Annotated in this window: 21 protein-coding genes; 15 read left to right on the top strand and 6 right to left on the bottom strand. The window is 59.9% G+C overall.

The window, feature by feature from the left end; all coding sequences use genetic code 11:
- Positions 1 to 53: 53 nt before the first annotated feature.
- The 3 genes from RAK07_RS08530 to RAK07_RS08520 all read right to left on the bottom strand — a co-directional run bounded on the left by RAK07_RS08530 (position 54) and on the right by RAK07_RS08520 (position 6334).
- On the bottom strand, positions 54 to 1562 hold the full coding sequence (locus RAK07_RS08530; protein ID WP_305732411.1) for a helicase HerA-like domain-containing protein: 1509 nt from the start codon (positions 1560 to 1562) through the stop codon (positions 54 to 56).
- Positions 1563 to 1732: 170 nt separating this feature from the next.
- On the bottom strand, positions 1733 to 5182 hold the full coding sequence (locus RAK07_RS08525; RefSeq protein ID WP_305732410.1) for a pyruvate carboxylase: 3450 nt from the start codon (positions 5180 to 5182) through the stop codon (positions 1733 to 1735).
- A gap of 213 nt (positions 5183 to 5395) precedes the next feature.
- Entirely contained in the window at positions 5396 to 6334 is a 939-nt protein-coding gene (locus RAK07_RS08520) for a chemotaxis protein CheV (RefSeq protein ID WP_305732409.1), read from the bottom strand.
- A gap of 132 nt (positions 6335 to 6466) precedes the next feature.
- Between RAK07_RS08520 and trpE the strand changes: the two genes are divergently transcribed.
- Positions 6467 to 7945 (top strand): anthranilate synthase component I, encoded by a 1479-nt coding sequence (trpE, locus tag RAK07_RS08515; RefSeq protein ID WP_305732408.1) that lies wholly within the window; start codon positions 6467 to 6469, stop codon positions 7943 to 7945.
- A 9-nt stretch (positions 7946 to 7954) separates the two neighbouring features.
- Here the strand turns inward: trpE and RAK07_RS08510 are convergent, their stop codons facing one another.
- Positions 7955 to 8449, bottom strand: a complete 495-nt coding sequence (locus RAK07_RS08510; protein ID WP_305732407.1) for a DciA family protein — start codon at positions 8447 to 8449, stop codon at positions 7955 to 7957.
- Complete coding sequence (locus RAK07_RS08505; protein ID WP_305732406.1) at positions 8418 to 8696, bottom strand: hypothetical protein; 279 nt, start codon at positions 8694 to 8696, stop codon at positions 8418 to 8420. The genes RAK07_RS08510 and RAK07_RS08505 overlap by 32 nt, the downstream gene beginning before the upstream one ends.
- Before the next feature lie 82 nt (positions 8697 to 8778).
- Here RAK07_RS08505 and RAK07_RS08500 point away from each other — a divergent pair, with 82 nt between their 5' ends.
- The 11 genes from RAK07_RS08500 (at position 8779) to RAK07_RS08450 (ending at position 15671) form a co-directional block, all read left to right on the top strand.
- Entirely contained in the window at positions 8779 to 9066 is a 288-nt protein-coding gene (locus RAK07_RS08500; RefSeq protein ID WP_309550362.1) for a putative Se/S carrier protein, read from the top strand.
- 28 nt (positions 9067 to 9094) lie between these two features.
- On the top strand, positions 9095 to 9631 hold the full coding sequence (gene yedF / locus RAK07_RS08495; protein WP_309550361.1) for a sulfurtransferase-like selenium metabolism protein YedF: 537 nt from the start codon (positions 9095 to 9097) through the stop codon (positions 9629 to 9631).
- Between the two features lie 121 nt (positions 9632 to 9752).
- Positions 9753 to 11147 (top strand): signal recognition particle protein, encoded by a 1395-nt coding sequence (gene ffh, locus RAK07_RS08490; RefSeq protein WP_305732405.1) that lies wholly within the window; start codon positions 9753 to 9755, stop codon positions 11145 to 11147.
- 84 nt (positions 11148 to 11231) lie between these two features.
- Positions 11232 to 11495: a 30S ribosomal protein S16 gene (gene rpsP, locus RAK07_RS08485; protein WP_305732404.1), complete on the top strand. Its 264-nt coding sequence runs from the start codon at positions 11232 to 11234 to the stop codon at positions 11493 to 11495.
- A 60-nt stretch (positions 11496 to 11555) separates the two neighbouring features.
- Positions 11556 to 11786, top strand: coding sequence for a KH domain-containing protein (locus RAK07_RS08480; RefSeq protein WP_305732403.1), 231 nt, complete (start codon positions 11556 to 11558; stop codon positions 11784 to 11786).
- A complete protein-coding gene (gene rimM, locus RAK07_RS08475) occupies positions 11787 to 12311 on the top strand; it encodes a ribosome maturation factor RimM (RefSeq protein ID WP_305732402.1) in 525 nt (174 codons plus the stop codon).
- Entirely contained in the window at positions 12308 to 13042 is a 735-nt protein-coding gene (gene trmD / locus RAK07_RS08470; protein WP_305732401.1) for a tRNA (guanosine(37)-N1)-methyltransferase TrmD, read from the top strand. Before rimM ends, trmD begins: the two co-directional genes overlap by 4 nt.
- Complete coding sequence (locus tag RAK07_RS08465) at positions 13035 to 13613, top strand: RNA methyltransferase (protein ID WP_305732400.1); 579 nt, start codon at positions 13035 to 13037, stop codon at positions 13611 to 13613. Before trmD ends, RAK07_RS08465 begins: the two co-directional genes overlap by 8 nt.
- Before the next feature lie 29 nt (positions 13614 to 13642).
- The gene (gene rplS, locus RAK07_RS08460) at positions 13643 to 14005 is read left to right on the top strand and encodes a 50S ribosomal protein L19 (protein ID WP_305732399.1); all 363 of its coding nucleotides are present in this window, start codon (positions 13643 to 13645) and stop codon (positions 14003 to 14005) included.
- A gap of 38 nt (positions 14006 to 14043) precedes the next feature.
- The gene (gene rnhB, locus RAK07_RS08455) at positions 14044 to 14727 is read left to right on the top strand and encodes a ribonuclease HII (RefSeq protein WP_305732398.1); all 684 of its coding nucleotides are present in this window, start codon (positions 14044 to 14046) and stop codon (positions 14725 to 14727) included.
- A gap of 95 nt (positions 14728 to 14822) precedes the next feature.
- The gene (locus RAK07_RS08450; protein ID WP_305732397.1) at positions 14823 to 15671 is read left to right on the top strand and encodes an HDOD domain-containing protein; all 849 of its coding nucleotides are present in this window, start codon (positions 14823 to 14825) and stop codon (positions 15669 to 15671) included.
- A 126-nt stretch (positions 15672 to 15797) separates the two neighbouring features.
- On the opposite strand, the gene mltG is transcribed toward RAK07_RS08450, so the two are convergent.
- Positions 15798 to 16826 (bottom strand): endolytic transglycosylase MltG, encoded by a 1029-nt coding sequence (gene mltG / locus RAK07_RS08445; RefSeq protein ID WP_305732396.1) that lies wholly within the window; start codon positions 16824 to 16826, stop codon positions 15798 to 15800.
- Between the two features lie 94 nt (positions 16827 to 16920).
- On the opposite strand from mltG, the gene nudC reads away from it, so the two are divergent.
- The 3 genes from nudC to RAK07_RS08430 all read left to right on the top strand — a co-directional run bounded on the left by nudC (position 16921) and on the right by RAK07_RS08430 (position 21487).
- Positions 16921 to 17775 (top strand): NAD(+) diphosphatase, encoded by an 855-nt coding sequence (nudC, locus tag RAK07_RS08440; protein WP_305732395.1) that lies wholly within the window; start codon positions 16921 to 16923, stop codon positions 17773 to 17775.
- 96 nt (positions 17776 to 17871) lie between these two features.
- On the top strand, positions 17872 to 19932 hold the full coding sequence (locus RAK07_RS08435; protein ID WP_305732394.1) for an ATP-binding protein: 2061 nt from the start codon (positions 17872 to 17874) through the stop codon (positions 19930 to 19932).
- Complete coding sequence (locus RAK07_RS08430; RefSeq protein WP_305732393.1) at positions 19922 to 21487, top strand: ATP-binding protein; 1566 nt, start codon at positions 19922 to 19924, stop codon at positions 21485 to 21487. The genes RAK07_RS08435 and RAK07_RS08430 overlap by 11 nt, the downstream gene beginning before the upstream one ends.
- Positions 21488 to 21498: the final 11 nt, after the last annotated feature.

Below are 21498 nucleotides of genomic sequence, written 5' to 3'. Positions count from 1 at the left end.
GCCCCGCTCCCGATATCCGGGGCGGGGCGCTTGGTTCCCACTCCTGTTGTCCGTCAGCGTCTGTTGCCGAGCAGCGACCCCAACACCCCCCGGATGATGGCCCTTCCCAACTGATTACCCACCGAACGGGCCGCGCTTTTGGCCAGGGCCTCCACTACCCCTTCGCGCTGGCGGCTACCGCTGCCGCTGCCACCCAACAGGTCTCCCAGTATGCCGCCCAAACCTCCGCCAGCGCTGCTGCTGCCCTGCGCCGCCGGCTGGGCTGCGGCTTGTGTCTGTGTCGCCTGCTCGGCGCGGGCCTTGAGCAGCTCGTAGGCCGACTCCCGATCCACGGACCGGTCGTAGACCCCGGCCACCAGTGATCCCTGCAGCAGTCGCTGGCGCTCCTGGGACTCAATCGGGCCGATCTGTCCCCGGGGCGGGATGATAAAGGCCCGTTCCGTCACGCCGGGGCTTCCCTGCTCATCCAGGCAGGAGATCAGTGCCTCGCCGACTCCCAGCTCGGTGATGGCGGCTGCCTCGTCAAGCTCCGGGTTGTCCCGCATGGTCTCTGCCGCCGCCTTGACCGCCTTCTGATCACGGGGACTGAAGGCCCGCAAGGCATGCTGCACCCGGTTGCCCAGCTGGGAGAGCACCTTGTCCGGGATGTCGGCCGGGTTCTGGGTGACGAAGTAAATCCCGACCCCTTTGGAACGGATCAGCCGTACGACCTGTTCGATCTTGTCCACCAGGGCCGGCGGGGCGTCGTTGAACAGCAGGTGGGCCTCGTCAAAGAAAAAGACCAGCTTGGGCTTGTCAAGATCGCCGGCCTCGGGCAGGTTCTCGAACAGTTCGGACAGCAGCCAGAGCAGCAGGGTAGCGTACAGCTTGGGACTCCCCATCAGCTTTTCGGCCGACAGGATGTTGACCACGCCCAGCCCCCGATCCGTTTGCATCAGATCGTTGATGTCCAGCATCGGCTCACCCAGAATCCGGTCGCCCCCCTGGCTCTCCAGTGCCAGCAGTCCGCGCTGGATCGCCCCTACGCTGGCAGCCGAGACATTGCCGTAGTCGGTGGTCAGTGTTTTGGCATTCTCCCCCACAAACTGCAGCATGGCCCGCAGGTCCTTCAGATCCAGCAGCAGCAACCCGTTGTCATCCGCCACCTTGAAGACCAGGTTGAGCACGCCGGTCTGGGTCTCGTTCAGCTCCAGCATGCGGGAGAGCAAGAGCGGCCCCATGTCGGAAACCGTGGCCCGCACCGGATGTCCCTGCTCGCCAAAGGGGTCCCAGAAGGTCACCGGAAAAGCGCGGTAGGGGTGCTCGGCGACTCCGAGCAGCTTCAGCCGCTCCTCAACTTTCGGGTTGCCCCCTCCCGGTTTTGACAGGCCGGAAAGGTCCCCTTTGATGTCCGACATGAAGCAGGGCACGCCGATGGTGGAGAACTGCTCGGCCAGGGACTGCAGGGTCACGGTCTTGCCGGTGCCGGTGGCGCCGGTGATCAGGCCGTGGCGGTTGGCCATGCGGGGCAGTAAAACCAGCTCAGTGGCACTGCTTTTGGCGATCAGGAGCGGTGAACTCATGGTGATCTTGATACCTCCGGTACATTGGATGCGCCGCGTCGGCAGACGCCCATCCTACCCGGAATGACGCGGGCAGGCAAGGGGAGGGGAGAACGACGTCGCCCCGCCCGGATGGACCGGAGCGGGGCGATGGTGTGCATTCTTATATAGGACAACGGCAAGCCGGGCTGTTAACCCATGACGATGACCAGATCCTCTTTCTCCACCTTTTCGCCTTCCTTGAACTTCACCTCGGCAATGGTGCCGTCGGCCTTGGCCTTGATGTTGGTCTCCATCTTCATGGCCTCGGTAACCATCAACACATCACCGGCCTTCACGCTGTCCCCGGCCTTGACGTTGACCTTCAACACCTTGCCCGGCATCGGTGCGCCGATATGGTTGCCGTTGGCCTTGTCCGCCTTTTCCCGCACCGCCTCGTCGCTTTGCACCGATTGATCCCGCACCACCACGGAGCGGGTGTTGCCGTTCAGTTCGAAGTAGACCGCCCGGGTGCCGTCCGCTTGTACCTTGCCGATGGCGTTCAGCTTGATGATCAGGGTCTTGCCCGGCTCGATATCCAGCGAGGTCTCCTGTCCCGGCTCCAGGCCGTAGAAGAAGATCGGCGTGGGGATGACCGCGGTGTCGGAGAACTCCTGGCGGTGCCGGTCAAACTCCGGGTAGACGTTGGGGTAGAGGATGGCGGAAATCAGCGCCTTGTCGTCGATCTTGTGTCCCAGCCGCTCCTCCAGCTTGAGCCGCTCATCTTCGAAGTCAACCGGTTCCAGCAGTTCACCGGGGCGGCAGGTGATCGGCTGCTGTCCCTTCAGGATGATCTTCTGCAGCTCCTCCGGCCATCCCTGGTAGGGCTGGCCCAGCATCCCCTTGAACATGCCCACCACCGATTCCGGGAAGGCCAGCTCCTCACCCTTGCTGAAGACATCTTCAGGCTGCAGGTCGTTTTTCACCAGGAACATGGCCATGTCGCCCACCACCTTGGAGGAGGGGGTGACCTTGACGATGTCGCCGAAGAGCATGTTCACCTTATGGTACATTTCCTTGCACTCTTCCCAGCGATCCAGCAGCCCCAGGCCCGCAACCTGCGGCTTGTAGTTGGAGTACTGGCCGCCGGGAATTTCGTGGTGGTAGACCTCGGCGGTGCCGGATTTGAGACCCGACTCGAAGGGGGCGTAGTAGTCCCGCACCGTTTCCCAGTAGTTGGCAAGCTTCTGCAGGCCGGCGGCATTCACCTGCGGGTCGCGCTCGCTCCCTTCCAGGGTGGCCACCAGGGCGTTCAGGTTGGGCTGGGCGGTCAGGCCCGACAGTGAGGAGAGGGCGGCATCCACGATATCCACCCCGGCCTCGGCAGCTTTCAGCAGCATGGCGGAGCCGTTGCTGGAGGTATCATGGGTATGCAGGTGCACCGGAATGCCGATATTCTCCTTCAGGGCCTTGACCAGCTTGTAGGCGGCCAGGGGCTTCAGCAGCCCGGCCATGTCCTTGATGGCCAGGATGTGGGCGCCCATCTTTTCCAGCTCCTTGGCCATGTGCACGTAATACTCCAGCGGGTACTTGTCCCGCTTGGGATCGGTGATGTCGCCGGTGTAGCAGATGGCGGCCTCGCAGATTTTGCCGGACTTGCGCACCGCCTCCATGGCCACCTGCATGCCGGTGGTCCAGTTCAGGGAGTCAAAGACCCGGAAGATGTCCACCCCGGAGTTGGCCGCTTCTTCCACGAACTTCTGCACCACGTTGTCCGGGTAGTTGGTGTAGCCGACGGCATTGCTGCCCCGCAGCAGCATCTGGAAGAGGATGTTGGGGATCGCCTCGGACAGTTTGTGCAGCCGCTGCCAGGGGCATTCCTTCAGGAAACGCATGGAAACGTCGAAGGTGGCGCCCCCCCAGCACTCAAGCGAAAACAGGTCTGCCCCCAGGTAGGAGGTGGGCTCGGCGATCTTCAGCAGGTCGTAGGTGCGGACCCGGGTGGCCAGGTTGGACTGGTGGGCGTCCCGCATGGTGGTGTCGGTGATCAACAGCTTCTTCTGGTCAAGAATCCACTTGGAGAGCCCTTCCGCCCCCAGCTTCATGAACAGGTCGCGGGAACCGGCCGGACGGGGCTGGGTGTAGTCGATCTCCGGCACCTTTGCCTCGATCAGGTCGGCGGATTTGAGCGGCTTGACGATACCGGGAGAACCGTTGACGATGACGTCGCCGAGGAAGGAGAGCACTTTGCTGGCCCGGTCTTTCTTCTCACGGAATTTGAGCAGTTCCGGATGTTTGTCGATGAAGGAGGTGTCGCACTTGCCCCCCAGGAAGACGGGGTGGGTGATGACGTTTTCCAGGAAGCCGATGTTGGTCTTGACCCCCCGCACCCGGAATTCCTGCAGGGCACGGTGCATGATGGAGGCCGCATCCTTGAAGGTGAGGCCCCAGGAGCTGACTTTCACCAGCAGCGAATCGTAGTGGGGAGTGATCTTGGCGCCGGTGAAGGCGTTGCCCGCGTCCAGCCGGATACCGGCGCCGGCGGCGGAACGATAGGTGGTCAGGGTGCCGAAGTCCGGGGCGAAGTTGTTGGCCGGGTCCTCGGTGGTGATGCGGCACTGGATGGCGTAGCCGCGCATGTCGATGGCGCTCTGGGAGGGGATGTTGATCTCCGGGTCGGACAACTTGTACCCCTGGGCGATCAGGATCTGGTTCTGCACCAGGTTGCGGCCGGTGATCATCTCGGTGACGGTATGCTCCACCTGGATGCGGGGGTTCATCTCGATGAAGTAGAACTTCCCTTCCTGATCAACCAGGAACTCGACCGTACCGGCGTTGCGGTACTTGACCAGCCCGGAGATCTTCAGCGCTGCGGTGCAGATCTCCTCCCGCTGCTGTTGGGTCAGGCAGAGGGAGGGGGCAAACTCAACCACCTTCTGGTGGCGGCGTTGGATGGAACAGTCCCGCTCGAAGAAATGCACCAGGTTACCGTAGTTGTCCCCCAGTACCTGCACTTCGATATGCTTGGGATTCTCGATGTAGCGTTCCAGGAAGACGGTGGGGTTGCCGAAGGCCGCCTTGGCCTCGCTGCGGGCCGCCACCAGCCCCTCGGTCAGTTCCTTCTTGTTGCGGGCCACCCGCATCCCCCGACCGCCACCGCCGGCGGCTGCCTTGATGATGATCGGATACCCGTGCTCCTTGGCGAACTTCAGCGCTTCCTCTTCCTTCTCGATCGGGTCTTCGGTGCCGGGGACCACCGGCACGTCGGCGGCAATGGCTGCCTTGCGGCCTGCCACCTTGTCCCCCAGGGCTCGCTGCATTTCAGCGGTGGGGCCGATGAAGGTGATGCCGGCGGCTTCACACTTCTCGGCAAATTCGGCGTTTTCCGCCAGAAAACCGTAGCCGGGGTGAATGGCGTCCACGTCTGCCTTCAGTGCCAGGGCGATGATCTCGTCGATCCCCAGGTAAGCGTCGATGGGGGCCTTACCTTTGCCGACTTGGTAGGCTTCGTCGGCCTTGTAGCGGTGCAGGGACAGTTTGTCCTCTTCGGAGTAGAGCGCTACGGTGCTGATTCCCAGCTCGGTGCAGGCCCGGAAAATGCGGATGGCGATCTCACCGCGGTTTGCGGCCATAACCTTGCGGAACTTGTTGACTCGCTTCATTGACGGTTTCTCCTTGTGTCCGGATTTGATCAGATCGAAAGTTTGGTTGAACAAATTTTTAGTAATGCTTAAAAAATTTAGTTATTTTAAATACTTATATCGTTTACGGTGGCGGCACTTAATCAGAAACAGGGGGGGATGTCAACAGGGAAAGTGGGGAAAAACGAAAAGGGCCGCGAAAGCGGCCCTTTAAGCGGTGCGGGGTAGAACGGACTAGGCGGTGAACTCGTCGGCGTACTTGACCAGGTTGGGCAGATCCGGCTTGGTGAGAATCTGCTGTGCCCCCAGGTCATGCCATTTACGGATGTTGTCCTCAGAGGCCAGGGAGGAAAAGATGATGATCGGCAAATCTTTCAAGCCCTCCTCCTTGCGGACCGTGGAAGTGAGGTGCAGTCCGTCCATCTGGGGCATCTCCACGTCGGTGATCAGGAGCTGCATCCTGCTTTTGAAAGGCACACCGTCCGAAGAGGTCTGGTACATGATCTCGCGTATCTTGTCCCAGGCCTCGGCGCCGTTGACCGCTTCAATAACGTTGTAACCGGCTCCCCGCAGGGCGCTGCACATGGTGCCGCGAATGAAGGGAGAGTCGTCCGCCACCAGGATGGTCCGGTTGCTGCGGTCGTGGCTGATGGACTCCAGCAATTGTTCCGGAGCCAGCGGTTTCAAGGCACTGGCAGAGCAGAACTCGCCGACGATCTTTTCGAAGTCAAGCACCAGGATGATCCGGTCGTCCATCTTGACCAGGCCGGTGATCTGGTCGGAATAGAGGGAAGCGGAGGGAGCCTCCACGTGGGTCCAGGAGATGCGGTAGATGCGGGAGACGGAGTGAACCAGGACCCCTACCATCAGATTGTTGAACTCAAGAACGATGACCCGGTCGGCCTTCATGTCGCCGGTGTCCTTGTTGAGGATGCGGGAGAGGTTCAGCACCGGGATCACCTTTTCACGCAGCTTGATCATCCCCTCCACTTCAGCCGAGGTGTTCAGGGTCTTGGTCAACTGCGGCAGCCGGATGATCTCGCGCACCTTGGCCACGTTGACGCCGTAATGACAGGGAACAACTTCGCCGTTGCGGTCCAGCTCATCAACGCGGAATTCCACGATTTCAAGCTCGTTGGTGTCACTCTCAAGCAGGATGTTGGTCTGTTTCATGACGGCGCTCCGGTTGAATTTTGGCGGAGTATAGCACAACTTTTCCCAATGAAAAGCGATTGATGCGGCGTTGACACCCATACCCCCCTGTGCTAGCGTGCCATCCCATTATTCACCGATTCGGGAGAAATCATGATATTTCCTGATTTTGCAGAGTTTTCCCGTCTTGCCGGTACCGGCAACCTGGTGCCGGTCTACCGCGAGATCATGGCTGACATGGACACGCCGGTAACGGCGTTCCGCAAGATCGACGACGGCTGCCGTTCCTTTCTGCTGGAGAGTATCGAAGGGGGGGAGAAATGGGGACGCTACTCGTTCCTGGGGTCGAACCCCTCGCTGGTGGTTCGTTCCCGGGGCGACCGGGTCGAGGTCCTGGAGAACGGTACCTTGACGACGAGCACCTGCGAGGATCCCACCAGGGTGGTACGGGAGATCATCGGCCGCTACCGGCCGGTTGAAGTGGCAGGACTCCCCCGCTTCTGCGGCGGTGCCGTCGGCTGCCTCGGATATGACATGGTACGTCACTTCGAGTGCCTGCCCGCAGAAAATGCCGACACCATCGGCGCCTGGGATTCCTGGTTCATGGTGACCGACTCGCTGCTGGTATTCGACAGCGTCAAGCAGAAGATTCAGGTGGTGGCCAACGCGTTCCTGGACGCCGCGACCACCCCTGAGGATGCCTACCGCCAGGCTGTGGAGCGGATAGAGGCGTTGGTGGCGAAGCTGCGCCGCCCCCTGGAACACCGCTCGGAAACCGCACCGGCCGAGGCGGCGGTGGCCTTTGCCTCCAATATGACCCGTGAGCAGTTCGAGGAGTCGGTGGAGCGGGCCAAGGAGTACGTCAGGGCCGGCGATATCATCCAGGTGGTGCTGTCCCAGCGTTTTTCCGGCAGCCTGACGGTGGACCCCTTCGATGTCTACCGGGTACTGCGCACTCTGAACCCGTCACCCTATCTGTTCTTCCTGCGCATGGACGATACCGTGGTTACCGGGGCTTCGCCGGAAGTAATGGTGCGCAAGGAAGGAACGCACGTTGAACTGCGTCCCATCGCCGGTACCCGACCCCGGGGGGCGACCCCCGAGGAGGATGCCCGTCTGGCGGAGGAGCTGCTGGCTGACCCCAAGGAGCGAGCCGAGCACGTCATGCTGGTGGATCTGGGGCGTAACGACCTGGGGAGGGTCTGTCGTTCCGGTAGCGTCGAGGTGAGCGAGTTGATGGTGATCGAACGCTATTCGCACGTGATGCACATCGTCTCCAATGTGCGGGGGGAGCTTGAAGGGGAGCGGGATGCCTTCGACTTGGTGCGGGCCACCTTTCCGGCCGGTACCCTGTCCGGAGCGCCTAAAATCAGGGCCATGGAGATCATTGACGAACTGGAGCCGGTCCGACGCGGTATCTATGGCGGAGCCGTGGGCTATGTCTCCTTCTCCGGCAACATGGATCTGGCCATTGCCATCCGTACCTTGGTGGTGAAGGATGGGCAGGTGCATTTGCAGGCAGGCGCCGGCATCGTCGCCGACTCCGATCCGGCGGCGGAATGGCAGGAAACCGTGAACAAGGCCATGGCGGTGCGGCGGGCTATCGAAATCGCGGAGCGGGGACTGGAATAAGGGGGAGGGTCAGGCGTCCGGCGTGAAGGTGTCCGGACGCCGCTGATAGTGCAGTTCCATAAGGCGTTTCAGCAGGGAGGCCAGTTCAGGGTCGTCCAGTTCGTTTACCTGCTGCTCGATCCGGCGCTGCCGGGCAGGAGAGAGGGGATGCAAGAGCGGCGCCACGGCCTGTTCTTCCTCTGGCGGTTCGTGAATTCTGCCGGCCTTGAAGATGATTTCCGTTACCCGGTCACTCCCCAGCGACCGGTTCAGTTTGTCGCGCAGTTCTTCTTTGAGAAAATTCAACTGCTGCATCCAGGGGGCGCCGGAAACCAGCACTGTCAGCCGGCCGCCGGACAGGCGCAAGGGGCGGGTACGCGCGGCAATGGCGGCCCCCACGGCCTGCTTCCAGACCCGCCAGACCTCCAGTTCCTTCAGCCGCGTGCCGAGTGCGCTGCCTTCCAGACCGACGGAAATCAGGCGGCCGATTGCTTCAGGGGACCCTTTCCGACGCTTTCCGGCCACGCCGCACCCTCCGTTTGTACCAGCCACCCAGCATCTGGCCGCCGATGGCGCTGGTCAGGGTCAGGGGAATGACGTGCCAGTCAAACCCGGCAAGGTGACGCAGGTGATAGACCAGCGGGATCGGCAGGTGCGCCATCAGCAGCCAAGGAAACGAAAATTTCCGGAACGACTCCCGCAGGTAGCCGCACGGCATGCTTACGATGAAGGCCAGCACTACAAGGCCGGCAAGGGAAAATGCATCTTGCATGGGGTGTCCTTTTTCGGCATAGTATGAAGTTCATTGCTGATTGTCAACATGCGCAACGGGTAGGGAGAACGAAAAAAAGCGGATGGAACAGTTCATGGTTCAGGAAGGTCAGTACCTTGCCGTCTTCAACTCGACTCACCGGGTCATGAAGGCTGAAAACCTGCTTAAATCCCTGGGGCTCCGGATTCTGCTGATCCCGGCCCCGCGTGCGTTGCAGACCGAATGCGGCTTGGCCATCCGGTTCGATGATACCCAGAAGCAAGCGTTGCTGGCCGCCCTGGCCGACCATGACCTGATGCCTGCCTTTGTCAGCCGCCTGGTTGACGGCGTGTATGTCCGGCAGGAGGAGGTGCCCCCTGAAGACCATTGACTGTCGTGGATTATCCTGCCCTGAACCCGTGATCCGGACGAAGCGGGAACTGGAGCAGTCGCCGGAGGGGCTGCGCGTGCTGCTGGATGACGGCGCGCCGCGGGAGAATGTGGGACGGTTCGCCCGTAACCGGGGTTTTGGGGTGACCGAAGCGGCCGACGGTTTCGGCTGGGTGCTGGTGCTTACCCCTGCCGGGACAGCGACGGCTCCGGCTGCTGCCGTACAGTCCGGTGAGCGGGTGTTGCTGATTACCGCCGACCAGATGGGAGCCGGTCCGGAGGAGCTGGGGCGCCTGCTGATGCGAAGCTTCATCCACGCCCTGCTGGAAACGCCGAGGCAGCCGGATCGTATCCTGTTGCTCAATTCCGGCGTGCTGCTGGCCGTTGAGGGGGCGGAAACCGTGGAGGCTTTGCGCAAGCTCGGCGAGCAGGGGGTGGAAATCTTTGCCTGTGGCCTCTGTCTTGATTACTTCGGCAAGAAGGAGCAGCTCGCCGCCGGGAGCGTTACCAATATGTTCAGTACCGCCGAGACGCTGCTGGCTGCCTCGTCGGTGATCCGACTGTAGTTGCCCGTGCCCATTCCGTCTCGAGGCGTGTTTCCCGGAGCCCCCAAATTGCAAGCTGACGTATTGCTTGACAATATGGCGAATTCACTTTATACTTCAGTGCTTTTAGGATCAGAACCCGATGTTTGATACCCTTTCGGATAAGCTGGAATCGGTCTTCAAGAAGCTCCGCGGTCAGGGAGTCATGACCGAGGACAACATTAAAGATGCCCTGCGCGAGGTGCGTCTGGCCCTGCTTGAGGCCGACGTCAATTTCAGGGTTGTCAAGGAGTTCGTCGAGAAGGTCAGGGAAAAGGCGGTCGGTACCGAGGTGCTGCACAGTCTTTCTCCTGGTCAGCAGGTCATTCGGATCGTTCACGACGAGCTGGTGGCCCTGATGGGTGGCGCCGGGAACAATGAGCTGGACCTGGCGGCAAAACCGCCAGTGGCGCTGATGCTGGTCGGCCTGCAGGGTGCCGGCAAGACCACAACCTGCGGCAAGCTGGGTAACTGGTTGCGCAAGCAGAAGCGGCGACCCCTGCTGGTGCCCGCCGACGTCTATCGGCCGGCGGCAATCGAACAGCTCAAAACCGTGGGGCGCCAGCTGAATATCGAGGTCTTCGACTCCAATCCGGGGCAGAATCCGGTCGATATTGCGGCCGGTGCGCTTCGTTTTGCCGAGTTGAACGGCTACGACACGGTATTGCTGGATACAGCCGGACGCCATCAGATCGATGATTTTCTGATGGGTGAGCTGGAGCGGATCAAGGCGGCCACCAGCCCGCGGGAGATTCTGTTCGTTGCCGACGCCATGACCGGTCAGGAAGCGGTCACGGTGGCCGGCGGTTTTCATGAACGTCTGGGGTTGACCGGTGTTATTCTCAGTAAGCTTGACGGCGATGCCAAGGGGGGGGCAGCCCTTTCCATCAAGGCGGTTACCGGCACTCCGGTCAAGTTTGTCGGCCTGGGGGAGAAGCTGGATGCGCTCGAGCCGTTCCACCCCGATCGTCTGGTTTCTCGACTCCTGGGCATGGGAGATGTGCTCACCCTGGTGGAGAAGGCCCACGCCGCCATCGATGAAAAACAAGCGGAGCGGCTGCACCAGAAGCTCAAGAAAAATCAGTTTGATCTCGAGGATTTTCTTGAGCAGATGCAGCAGATCAAGAAGCTCGGTTCGCTGGAATCGATCATGGGCATGATCCCCGGCATGGGCAAGATGATGAAAGAGATGAAGGGGGCCCAGCCCAGCGAGAAGGAAATGAAGCGGATCGAGGCGATCATTCGTTCCATGACACCGGCGGAGCGGGCCGACCACGGCATCATCAACGGCAGTCGCCGCCTGCGGATCGCCAAGGGAAGCGGTACTACCGTCCAGGAAATCAACCTGCTGCTCAAACGTTTTACCGAAGCGCAGAAGATGATGAAACAGTTTCAGAAGATGGGGCCCAAGGGACTGCTCAAGGGGATGGGCGGGCTGCCCGGACTCGGGGGATTGGGCGGCAAGCTCGGGGGCGGCATGTTCCCCTTCGGTCGTTGACGCCGGCGGCACTACACAGACAGCTAGATATTCGCGGTACATCTAATCCGACATCACCCACGATACCACGCAGGAGGAAACACCATGGCAACAAAGATCAGACTGCAACGCGGCGGCGCCAAGAAGCGTCCTTTTTATCAGGTAGTCATCGCTGACGAGCGCTGCCGTCGCGACGGTCGCTTCATCGAGAACCTCGGCTACTACGATCCGACCAAGAAGCCCGCGATCTGCAAGCTGAACAAGGACAAGATCATCGACTGGCTCGGCAAGGGTGCGCAGCCCACCGATACGGTACGCCAGTTGCTGAAAAAGGAAGGTATCCTGGAGAACAACACCCAGGCAGCCTGACCGTCGTCATAGCGTCCCATCCGGTTCCACCGGCTACTCCACCGCGCAGAGGTACGCCAGATGAAAACACTCGTCGAAACCATCGCGCAGGCCCTCGTTGACGATCCGTCGAAAGTGCTCACTTCCGAAGAAATGGAAGAGGATACCCTGGTCATCAAGCTTTCCGTGGCCAAGGAGGATATGGGGAGGATCATCGGTAAGGAAGGCCGTACCGCCAAGGCGATCAGGACCTTGCTGAATGCGGTGGCGACGCGGGACAACAAGAAGGCGATCCTGAAGATTGTCGAATAAATGGAACACGAACGCACTACCCTGATTGCCGTCGGCCGGATCAGCGGCCCCCACGGTGTCAGGGGGCAGCTTCGGCTGCATTCCTATTCGGGCAATATCGAAACCCTGCAGGCGGCGCGCGAAATACGGCTTGCGATGGCCGACGGCACGATGGGCCGGTTCCGGTTGACGCGTGCGGTGCAGCACGGCAGCAAGATGCTGCTGACCATCGCGGGGATCGACAGTGCCGACGCTGCCGGACGATTGGCCGGTGCCGAACTGCTGGTCGATCAGGACCAGTTGCCGGCAGCCGGAGATGACGAATACTATTGGAAGGACCTGATCGGACTGACGGTAGTGACCGATCAGGGGATGCGCCTGGGGACGTTGAGCCGGATTATGGAAACCGGCGCCAACGATGTCTACGTGGTGGAGGGGGAGGAGAAGGAGTACCTCATCCCCGCCATTGCGGATGTGATTCAGACGGTTGACCTGTCCGCGGGGATCATGACCATCACGCCGCTGGAAGGGTTGCTTGATCTATGAGGTTCGACATTCTGACCCTCTTCCCCGAGATGTTCCGGGGACCGTTTGAAGAGAGTATCATTCGCAGGGCGCAGGACAAGGGACTGATCAGCATCGGCCTGCATCAGATTCGCGCCTACGCTCTGGATAAGCACCATACCGTCGATGACGCTCCCTACGGCGGCGGTGCCGGCATGGTGATGAAGCCTGAACCGCTGGCAGCCTGTATTGAACATGCCCGCCGATGCAACCCCAAGGCTCTGGTGGTGGCAGCCTGCCCCACGGGGGAACGCTTCAGCCAGCGGGTCGCAGCCGAGCTTTCGGAGGCCGCGGGGCTGATTATCCTCTGCGGCCGTTACGAGGGAATTGACGAACGGGTCAGAAAGCTGCTGGTGGACCGCTCCATCTCCATCGGCGATTACGTGCTTTCGGGCGGCGAGTTGGCCGCAATGGTCATGGTGGATGCCGTGACCCGGCTCCTGCCGGGGGCCCTGGGGTCGGAAGAGTCGGCGCGGAGTGACTCGTTTTCCGACGGACTGCTGGAGTACCCCCAGTATACCCGGCCTCCGCGGTTTCGCGACTTGGCGGTGCCTGACGTGCTGCTTTCCGGTGATCATGCCCGTATTGGGCAGTGGCGTCGCCGGGAGGCCCTGCGGCGTACCCTGGCCATCCGCCCCGACCTGCTGCGGGAAGCCGATCTTTCGGCTGCCGACCGGCACATGCTGGCCGAGCTTGAGGCGGAGCATGGTTGAGAACCTGGCAGTGGCTCTGGTGCACCACCCGGTATATAACAAACATCGTGACGTGGTGACCACGGCAGTCACCAATCTAGATATCCACGATATCGCCCGGACAGCCCGGACGTACGGCCTGAGCCGCTACTACCTGGTAACGCCGTCCGCAGAGCAGCAGGCGATGATCCAGCGTATTACCACCCACTGGGACACCGGGTGGGGCGGAGGGTACAACCCGGACCGCCGTGAAGCCCTTTCTCTGGTCAGGGTGGTGCCGACGCTGGCCGAAGCAGTGGCTGCCTTTCAACAACGTTTCGACAGGCCGGTGACGGTGGTTGCCACCGGTGCGCGGCGCAGAGCCGACGCCGTTTCCTTCGCCGCCTTGCGCGACCGGCTGCGGCATGACGGGCAGCCTTGCCTGTTGGTGCTGGGCACCGGCTGGGGACTGGCGGACGAGCTGTTCGCAGAGGCCGATGAAACCCTTGAACCGATTGTCGGCTGCGGCGACTACAATCATCTGCCGGTCCGTTCGGCCCTGGCCATCATGCTGGACCGGCTGCTGGGACAGAGAGAAACCATATCAACCTGATACAGGTACCATGAGGAGGAGCAGGAGCCATGAACACCATCGATTTTATTGAATTCGAACAGATGAAGAAGAATATCCCGGTCTTCAAGGTCGGCGACACGGTCAAGGTCCACGTCAAGATCGTGGAAGGCGACAAACAGCGGATCCAGGCCTACCAGGGCGTGGTGATCGCTCGCCAGAACGGCGGTATCAACGAGACCTTCACTGTCCGCAAAATTTCCAACGGCATCGGTGTTGAACGGGTCTTCCCGATTCACTCACCGATCATCGAGCAGCTTGAAGTCGTCACCCGCGGCCATGTGCGCCGTGCTAAGCTGTACTACCTGCGCAGCCTGCGCGGTAAAGCCGCACGTATTCGCGAGCGCAAGTACGTGCCCGGCATGGCCCGCTGACCTCGTGTTTCCAGCCCCGCTCCGGCGGGGCTTTTTTTATGCAGGAACTCCTCTTTGCATATACCCAGGCCGCGGACCTCTGGCACTTCGAGCAGCGGACGGGGGCGTTGGGGTATCTCCGGATAGCCGGGGTGGATGAGGCAGGCAGGGGGCCCCTGGCCGGCCCGGTGGTTGCCGCCGCAGTTATCCTGCCGCCGGACTGCTCCGTTGTCGGGCTGAATGATTCGAAAAAGCTGACGGAACGACAGCGCGAACGGCTGTTCGACGAAATCACGGGTGCAGCCCTGGCCGTGGGGGTTGGCAGTGCTCCGCCAGCTCTGATCGACCGGATCAATATCCTGCAGGCGACCCGCCAGGCTATGCTGCAGGCGGTGACGGCACTTTTGCCGGCTCCTGACTATCTGCTGATCGACGGTATTACCACCATCCCGTCACCGCTGCCGCAACAGACGATCAAGCAGGGGGACAGCCGCAGTGCTTCCATTGCCGCGGCATCCATCATTGCCAAAGTTACCCGCGACCGGCTGATGCTGGCCTACGACCAGCAGTGGCCACAGTACGGCTTTGCCCGCCACAAGGGGTACGGTTGCGCTGCCCACCTGGCCGCTATCCGCAGCCATGGTCCCTGTCCGATCCACCGCACCAGTTTCCGGGGAGTACGGGAATTTTGCGGCCTTGCCGATGCTGCGGCCTCGTGGCATGACCCCGTCACCTTGCAGTAGTTTTTTCATGCCCGGTCGGGAGAGCTCGGATTGCATTTTCGGAAAAAGCCGGTACACTACGCCGCCAGAGCAGTGCCAGCCGGGAGAGGTGCCCCATGACCGAAGCACGACAGTTGGTTGAACTGATTCAGACCACGCTCAGGGAGAGCAGTCAGGAGCTGCCGGTCTTTCACACGGTTGCGGTAAAATTGCAGCAACTGCTGGCCTCCCGAACCTTCGAAATCGACGACGTCATTGAGTTGATCAGTGAGGACCAGTCGCTGTCGGGGCGGGTGCTCAGAGTTGCCAACTCTTCCTACTACGCCGGATTGTCGAAGATCGCCACCATCAAGGACGCCATTGTCCGCCTGGGGGCTCAGGAAATTGCCAACATGGCGATGCTGGCCTCCCAGTTCGAGTACTACAACTCCTCGAACGACGTCCTGAACCGGTTGATGCAGGAGCTGTGGGGGCATGCACTTTCCTGTGCTGTTGGGGCCAAGTGGCTGACCCGCAGAGGGGGGTATCCCGGCATGGCTGCCGAGGCGTTCATGGGGGGGCTGATGCATGACATCGGCAAGTTGGCGCTTCTGAAGGTGCTGGATGATATCCTGCGTGACGGACAGACCGAGGTTGAGCTGACGGAACCGCTGATCGGCGGGATCATGGAGGCGATGCACGAAGAAGTAGGCTACGCCCTGATGAAAGGATGGAACTTTCCCGAGTTTTACTGTGAAATAGCCGGCAGGCACCATGCGCGTGAATTCGATCAGAACAACATTCTCTTGGTGGCCGTACGCCTCGCCAACCTTACCTGTCGTCGGCTCGGCCGCTCCCACCATCCCCGTGATCCGTCCATCCTGTTGTCCGAATTGCCGGAAACCCGTTTTCTGGGGCTTAGCGAGAGCGCCCTGGTGGAACTGGAGATCGTCATCGAGGATGCCGACGGCATCTGTGTAGGCTGAAACAGCAGCGGACGCCGTGGGCAGGCACCGGGCGGCGTCCACCTTCTGTTCGCCAGCCCGGTACGCCGGGTGCCCTGTCACGTCCGCCGTCCTCCCGCTGCTACCCGATCCTTCCGTGTATTCAGTCTACTTCCGCTTCTTCCCCTTGCGCAGGAATCGCTGGACCCCCTGGTTATGCTCCTGGAGTGTCCGGGAGAACTGGTGGGTTCCGTCCTTGCGTGCCACGAAGTAATAATAGTCCGTGGCTGCCGGGTGCAGCACCGAGCGGATCGCCTCAAGTCCGGGGTTGCCGATGGGGCCCGGGGGGAGTCCTTTGATCCGGTAGGTATTGTAGGGAGAGGTGCGCTGAACATCGGAACGGGTAACGGTTCCGCCAAAGGTCCGTATGCCGTAGATGGCGGTGGGATCACTCTGCAGGGGCATGCCGATCCGCAGCCGGTTGTGAAATACCGAGGCAATCAGCGGCATTTCCTCGATGGAGACCGCCTCCCGTTCCACCATGGAGGCCAGGGTAACCACCTGGTGCAGGTCAAAACCGGATTGGTCCACCAGCGGTAGGAGCGATGCGGTCCGGAATCTGAACTCCCGTACCATTTCCGTTACCAGGGCACGCTCGTCGGTATGGAATCCCACCAGATAGGTGCCGGGAAAGAGATAGCCTTCGGCGCTCGGTGCGGGAATGGCCAGCGAGCTGAGTAGTGTCGTGTCACGACAGGCCACCAGGAAGGAGTCTTTTTTGAAGATGCCGGCACGCTCCAGCAGCTCTGCAGCCTGGAACATGGAGTACCCCTCGGGTAGCGTAAAGCGGCGGGCATCGGTCTCCCCCCGTGCCATCTTTTCAAGTATCTGCGTCGGCGTCATGGCATCGGTCAGGCGATAGTCACCCACCTGCATGGCGCGGTCAAGGCCGCGCAGGCGTGCCACCAGGCGCAGGTGCAGGGCACTGCGGACGATCTTCTGCTGGGCCAGCTCTTCGGCGACCGACCCCAGGCCGGCGCCTTTGGGAACGGTCAGACCGTAGACGCGCTGGCCGTTTCCGGCCGGCATGATCAGCAGGAACAGATACCAGAGCAGGAAAGCCGCGGCAGCTATACGAACGGGCCAGTGCCAGAAACGGCGCAGGAGTGTGAGCGGACCGGACGTGCGAACAAGCATGGGCGGATTGTAAATGCTTTGACGGTGGCGTCAAGCACTAATGGAGCGCTACGTATCCTTGACAATCGGGAGGGCAAGCTGTTACGAACAGGCTATGGCCTATCCCGAGCATGTCAACCTTCCGTTCAACCGACAGGCGTTACCGCCCGGATTCCTGCTGTTGCCCGGCCCTGGTTCCGATGATGGTGGCGACGCCCACTGGATTCTGCTCCAGGGGGGCTGCGTGCTGGTGCGTGAAACGGCCGACGGACTTCAGTTCCCCGTTGGTCAGGCTCCGCTTGAACTGCCCAGTGGCTCTCGGCCGCTCACCTTTGCCCGTTGGCAGGGGAGGCCGGTGAAATGCCTGCAAATCAGCGCATCGGCGCCACTTCCCGCCGGTTTGGTGGCGGAGCCGTTCAATGCGTTCCAGGAGCGGCTGTCAACCGCTTTGATGTCTGTTGCGGGGTTGGGCAAGCAACTGCTCCATGTCGACCGTCTGACCGGCCTGTGTCCGCGGTGCGGCAGTCCTACCAGCGGCATAACGGAGAGCTGGGGCAAGCGCTGCCCCGTCTGCCGTCACGAGAGCTATCCGCCGATTCATCCCTGTGCCATCGTACTCATCAGGCGTGACAACCAGCTGCTGTTGATCCGCAAGCCGGAGTGGGCCGAAGGACGCTACAGTCTGGTGGCCGGATTTCTGGATGTCGGCGAATCGCTGGAAGAGTGCGCCATCCGTGAAGCGCGCGAGGAAACCGGGGTCACCATCCGCAACCTGCGTTACGTTGCCAGCCAGGCGTGGCCGTTCCCGTCGCAACTCATGGTGGGGTTTGCGGCCGATTACGCCGACGGCGACATAGCGGTTGACGACAGCGAGATCGCCGATGCCCGCTGGTTCGACGTACACGACCTGCCGCACCTTCCCTCCCGTCGCAGCATTGCCCGCTTTCTGATTGACTCCAGTGTGGCATAGAACCGCTTCGATCCTTGCTTGGCGCACGTTACCTGCTATACTTGCACTCACTAGCATGACCAAGGCTTTGTACCGCTGTTCCGGAGGTCATTTAGGGTGCCGCTCAAGTTCCTGAGTGCTTGGTGCGTTTCAGGCACTGCGCTCCGTGCAGCCTGTTCCGGCCTTTCTCGCGACGACTTTCAAATCCCTGCTCATGACGGAAGGATCATCCCGATGATGCAAAGGTTCAAAGAGCTAAGCATCGCAACCAGTATTACCCTCTGTGTCTTCCTTACCACGCTCGTTTTTCTATCTGTAACCATAATAGTGCTTTCCTGCTTTACGCCAGATTCAATTGGCCGTTTCCATGTTCTGTTTACACTGACAGCGCTGGGACTCCTGCTCTGTTTTTCCGTCTGGTTTGTAACGAAACGTCGCATGGAGCCGTTGCAAAGCTTGCTCGCCCATATGGCAACCCTTGGACAAAAAGAAGGAGATGCACGCTATCTGCCGCAGAGTACCAACAGTGAAATCGGCAAGCTGACGATTGCCTTCAATGAACTGCTTCAGGAGCTTGATGATGATGTTGCGGCACAGCGCGAAGCAGCGCAGATTTACCGGATAGTTGCTGAAAATACCTGTGAAGTGGCAGTCTGGCGGCTTCCGGATAACTCGGTCAGGTTCATCTCTTCTAACTGTCAGACCATTTTCGGCCACCTGGATGCCGAATTTTATGCCGACCCTGCGCTGCTTGAACAACTGATCCATCCTGATGATCGTGGCCGCTGGCAACAGCATGTTGCCCGCTCCATTTCTTACGCGAAGAGCATTGAACTGCGCATGTGTACGGTTGATGGGTCTGTACGCTGGTTCCGCCATTACAGTCGTCAGATACAGGATGAAAATAATCAGACCATAGGCTTCCGGAGCAGCTTCCTTGACATTACCCGGCAGAAAGAGTCCCAGGAAGTAACTGCCCGAGCGCTTGCACTGATGACCCATGCAAAACGGGAATGGGAAGAGACGCTGGACTGCATCGATGATGTCGTTATGTTGGTTGACAGTGAACACCGTATTCAGAGGACCAACAGACGGATATCCACGCTTACCGGCTACGCGGTTGAGGACTTGGTGGGCAAGGACTGGCGGGAGCTGTTTCAGGAGTGTGGATTCAGCTTCACTGTTTTCCGCAACAACAGCGGAGAACTCATCCATCATGAAAGCGAGCGGTTGTTTGATATCTTTTTTTACCAGATTCAGCACAACGATCAACCATCCATGGTTGTCACCATGCACGACTCCACGGAATTGCGTCGCGCTACGGAACAACTGCAGGCAGCCTATGACAACCTGGAGCAGACCCAGTTAAAGGTTTTTCAACAGGAAAAGTTGGCTTCCATCGGCCAGTTGGCAGCAGGGGTTGCCCATGAGATCAACAATCCCATGGGATTCATCAGCAGCAACCTGACCAGCCTGAAAAAATATGGTATGCGGCTGGATGAGTATATTGCCGTATTGCAGGGGTCTCTCTATTCCTGTCCCAACCATCCGGACATGTCCGGGATTGATACCCTGCGTCAGAAACTCAAGGTTGACTACATCATCAGCGACATCACCCAACTGATTGAGGAATCCCTTGAAGGGGCAGAGCGGGTCAGGAAGATCGTTGCCGACCTGAAAAGCTTTTCCAGGCTGGATGAGTCGAAGCTAACCCCTGCCAGCATCAACGATTGCCTGGACAGCACCATCAATATTGTCTGGAATGAGCTGAAATATGTGGCCGAAATAGACCGGCAGTACGGCGAGCTGCCGATGGTTCCGTGCTATCCGCAGCAGTTGAATCAGGTGTTTATGAATCTGCTGGTGAACGCGGCCCATGCAATGACCGAACGCGGCGTTATCACGGTCAAAACCTGGCAAGCTGACAACTCGGTGTTCATAGCCATCACCGACACTGGCAAAGGGATTCCTCCCCAGCATGTCGAACGGATATTCGAGCCGTTCTTCACCACGAAGGAGGTCGGCAAAGGGACTGGCTTGGGCCTCTCCATCTGCTATGACATCGTCAAGAAACACAGCGGAGAAATAACTGTTGCAAGCACCTTGGGTGCAGGCAGCACCTTTACCGTACGACTGCCACTTGAACCGGTGCAGACGGAAAACACGAATGAAAAATAAGACCGTACAGGATATTGTCCGTTTTTCCTGGGCAGCCACTGTTTTCTGGACGCTGGTTATTGTCGTGTCCGCCTTTTGGAACATCTATCAGAGCAGGGATAACACCAGGAAAATGGCGCTTAGCCATGCCATTCTTTCCCTTGACAAGGATCTTGTCTACCGCCGCTGGGCCGCAAACCACGGAGGGGTGTATGTGCCGATCACCGAGCAGACGCCACCCAACCCGTACCTTGCGATGATGCCAGAGCGGGATGTGACAACCACCACCGGAAAACGGTTGACCCTGATGAATCCTGCTTACATGACGCGCCAGGTGTTCGAGCTGGGTAAAGAGCAATATGGCGCTAAAGGGCATATCACAAGCCTGAACCCGATACGGCCGGAAAACGGCCCCGATGAATGGGAGCGTTCAGCCCTGCTCATGTTTCAGCGACAGCAGGTACGGGAGCTGCATGCTCTGGCACCGATTGACGGGCAACCGTACCTGCGCTACATGCGGGCCATGGTCACCGAGCAAAGTTGCCTTAAATGCCATGGACATCAGGGATATAAAGTAGATGAGGTGCGTGGCGGAATATCTGTTTCAGTTCCTCTGGCCTCATTCTTGAGAAACGAACAGCAGTTGACGCTGAGCATTGCAGTGGCGCATGGTGGTATCTGGCTGCTGGGGGTCGGGTTCATTCAGTTGAAACGCAAACGGCTTACCGATGTATTGCTCCGCGAAGAGGCTGCCGGCAAGGCTGTTGAAGTGATGCAACGGCAACTGTTTCAGAATGAAAAGATGGCTTCGGTGGGACAACTGGCCGCCGGAGTCGCCCACGAAATCAACAATCCGATGGGATTCATCTCCAGCAACCTCGGCACCCTTGACAAATATCTGAACCGTCTTTCCGAGTTTATTGCATCAGCGGATCAGGCCGTTGCGAGGTCCGGCAACCATGAAGCGGTGCACCAGTTGATGGAGGCACGCAAACGGCTGAAAATCAATCATATTCTTGACGACATCCATCAGCTGATCGCCGAAAGTCAGGACGGGGCCATGCGGGTACGACGGATCGTTCAGGACCTGAAAAGCTTCTCCCATGTAAGCGAGGCTGAAACCGCGTGGGTTGATCTGAACGAAACCCTGGAGACAACCATCAATATCGCCTGGAACGAAATCAAGTACGTTGCCGTGCTGAACCGTGAATTCGGCGAATTGCCCAGACTCAGATGTTTCCCGCAGCAGCTCAATCAGGCGTTCCTGAATCTTCTGGTCAACGCGGCCCACGCCATTAAGGGCAACGGCACCATAACGGTAAAGACCTGGTGCGACGACAGCAACCTGTTTGTCGCCATCAGCGATACCGGTGCCGGGATCGCGCAGGAACATCTCGAGCGGATCTTCGAGCCGTTCTTCACCACCAAGGAGGTGGGCAAGGGGACAGGCCTGGGACTTTCCATCTGCTACGACATCATCAAGAAGCATAATGGAGAAATCAGTGTTGAAAGCACTGTTGGCAAGGGAACTACCTTTACCGTGCGACTACCGGTAGCGCCTGCGGATTCAGACTGACAGGAGCAGAA

This window comes from Trichlorobacter ammonificans (genome assembly GCF_933509905.1).
Classification (GTDB): domain Bacteria; phylum Desulfobacterota; class Desulfuromonadia; order Geobacterales; family Pseudopelobacteraceae; genus Trichlorobacter; species Trichlorobacter ammonificans.
This window is presented reverse-complemented; position numbering and strand designations above follow the sequence as displayed.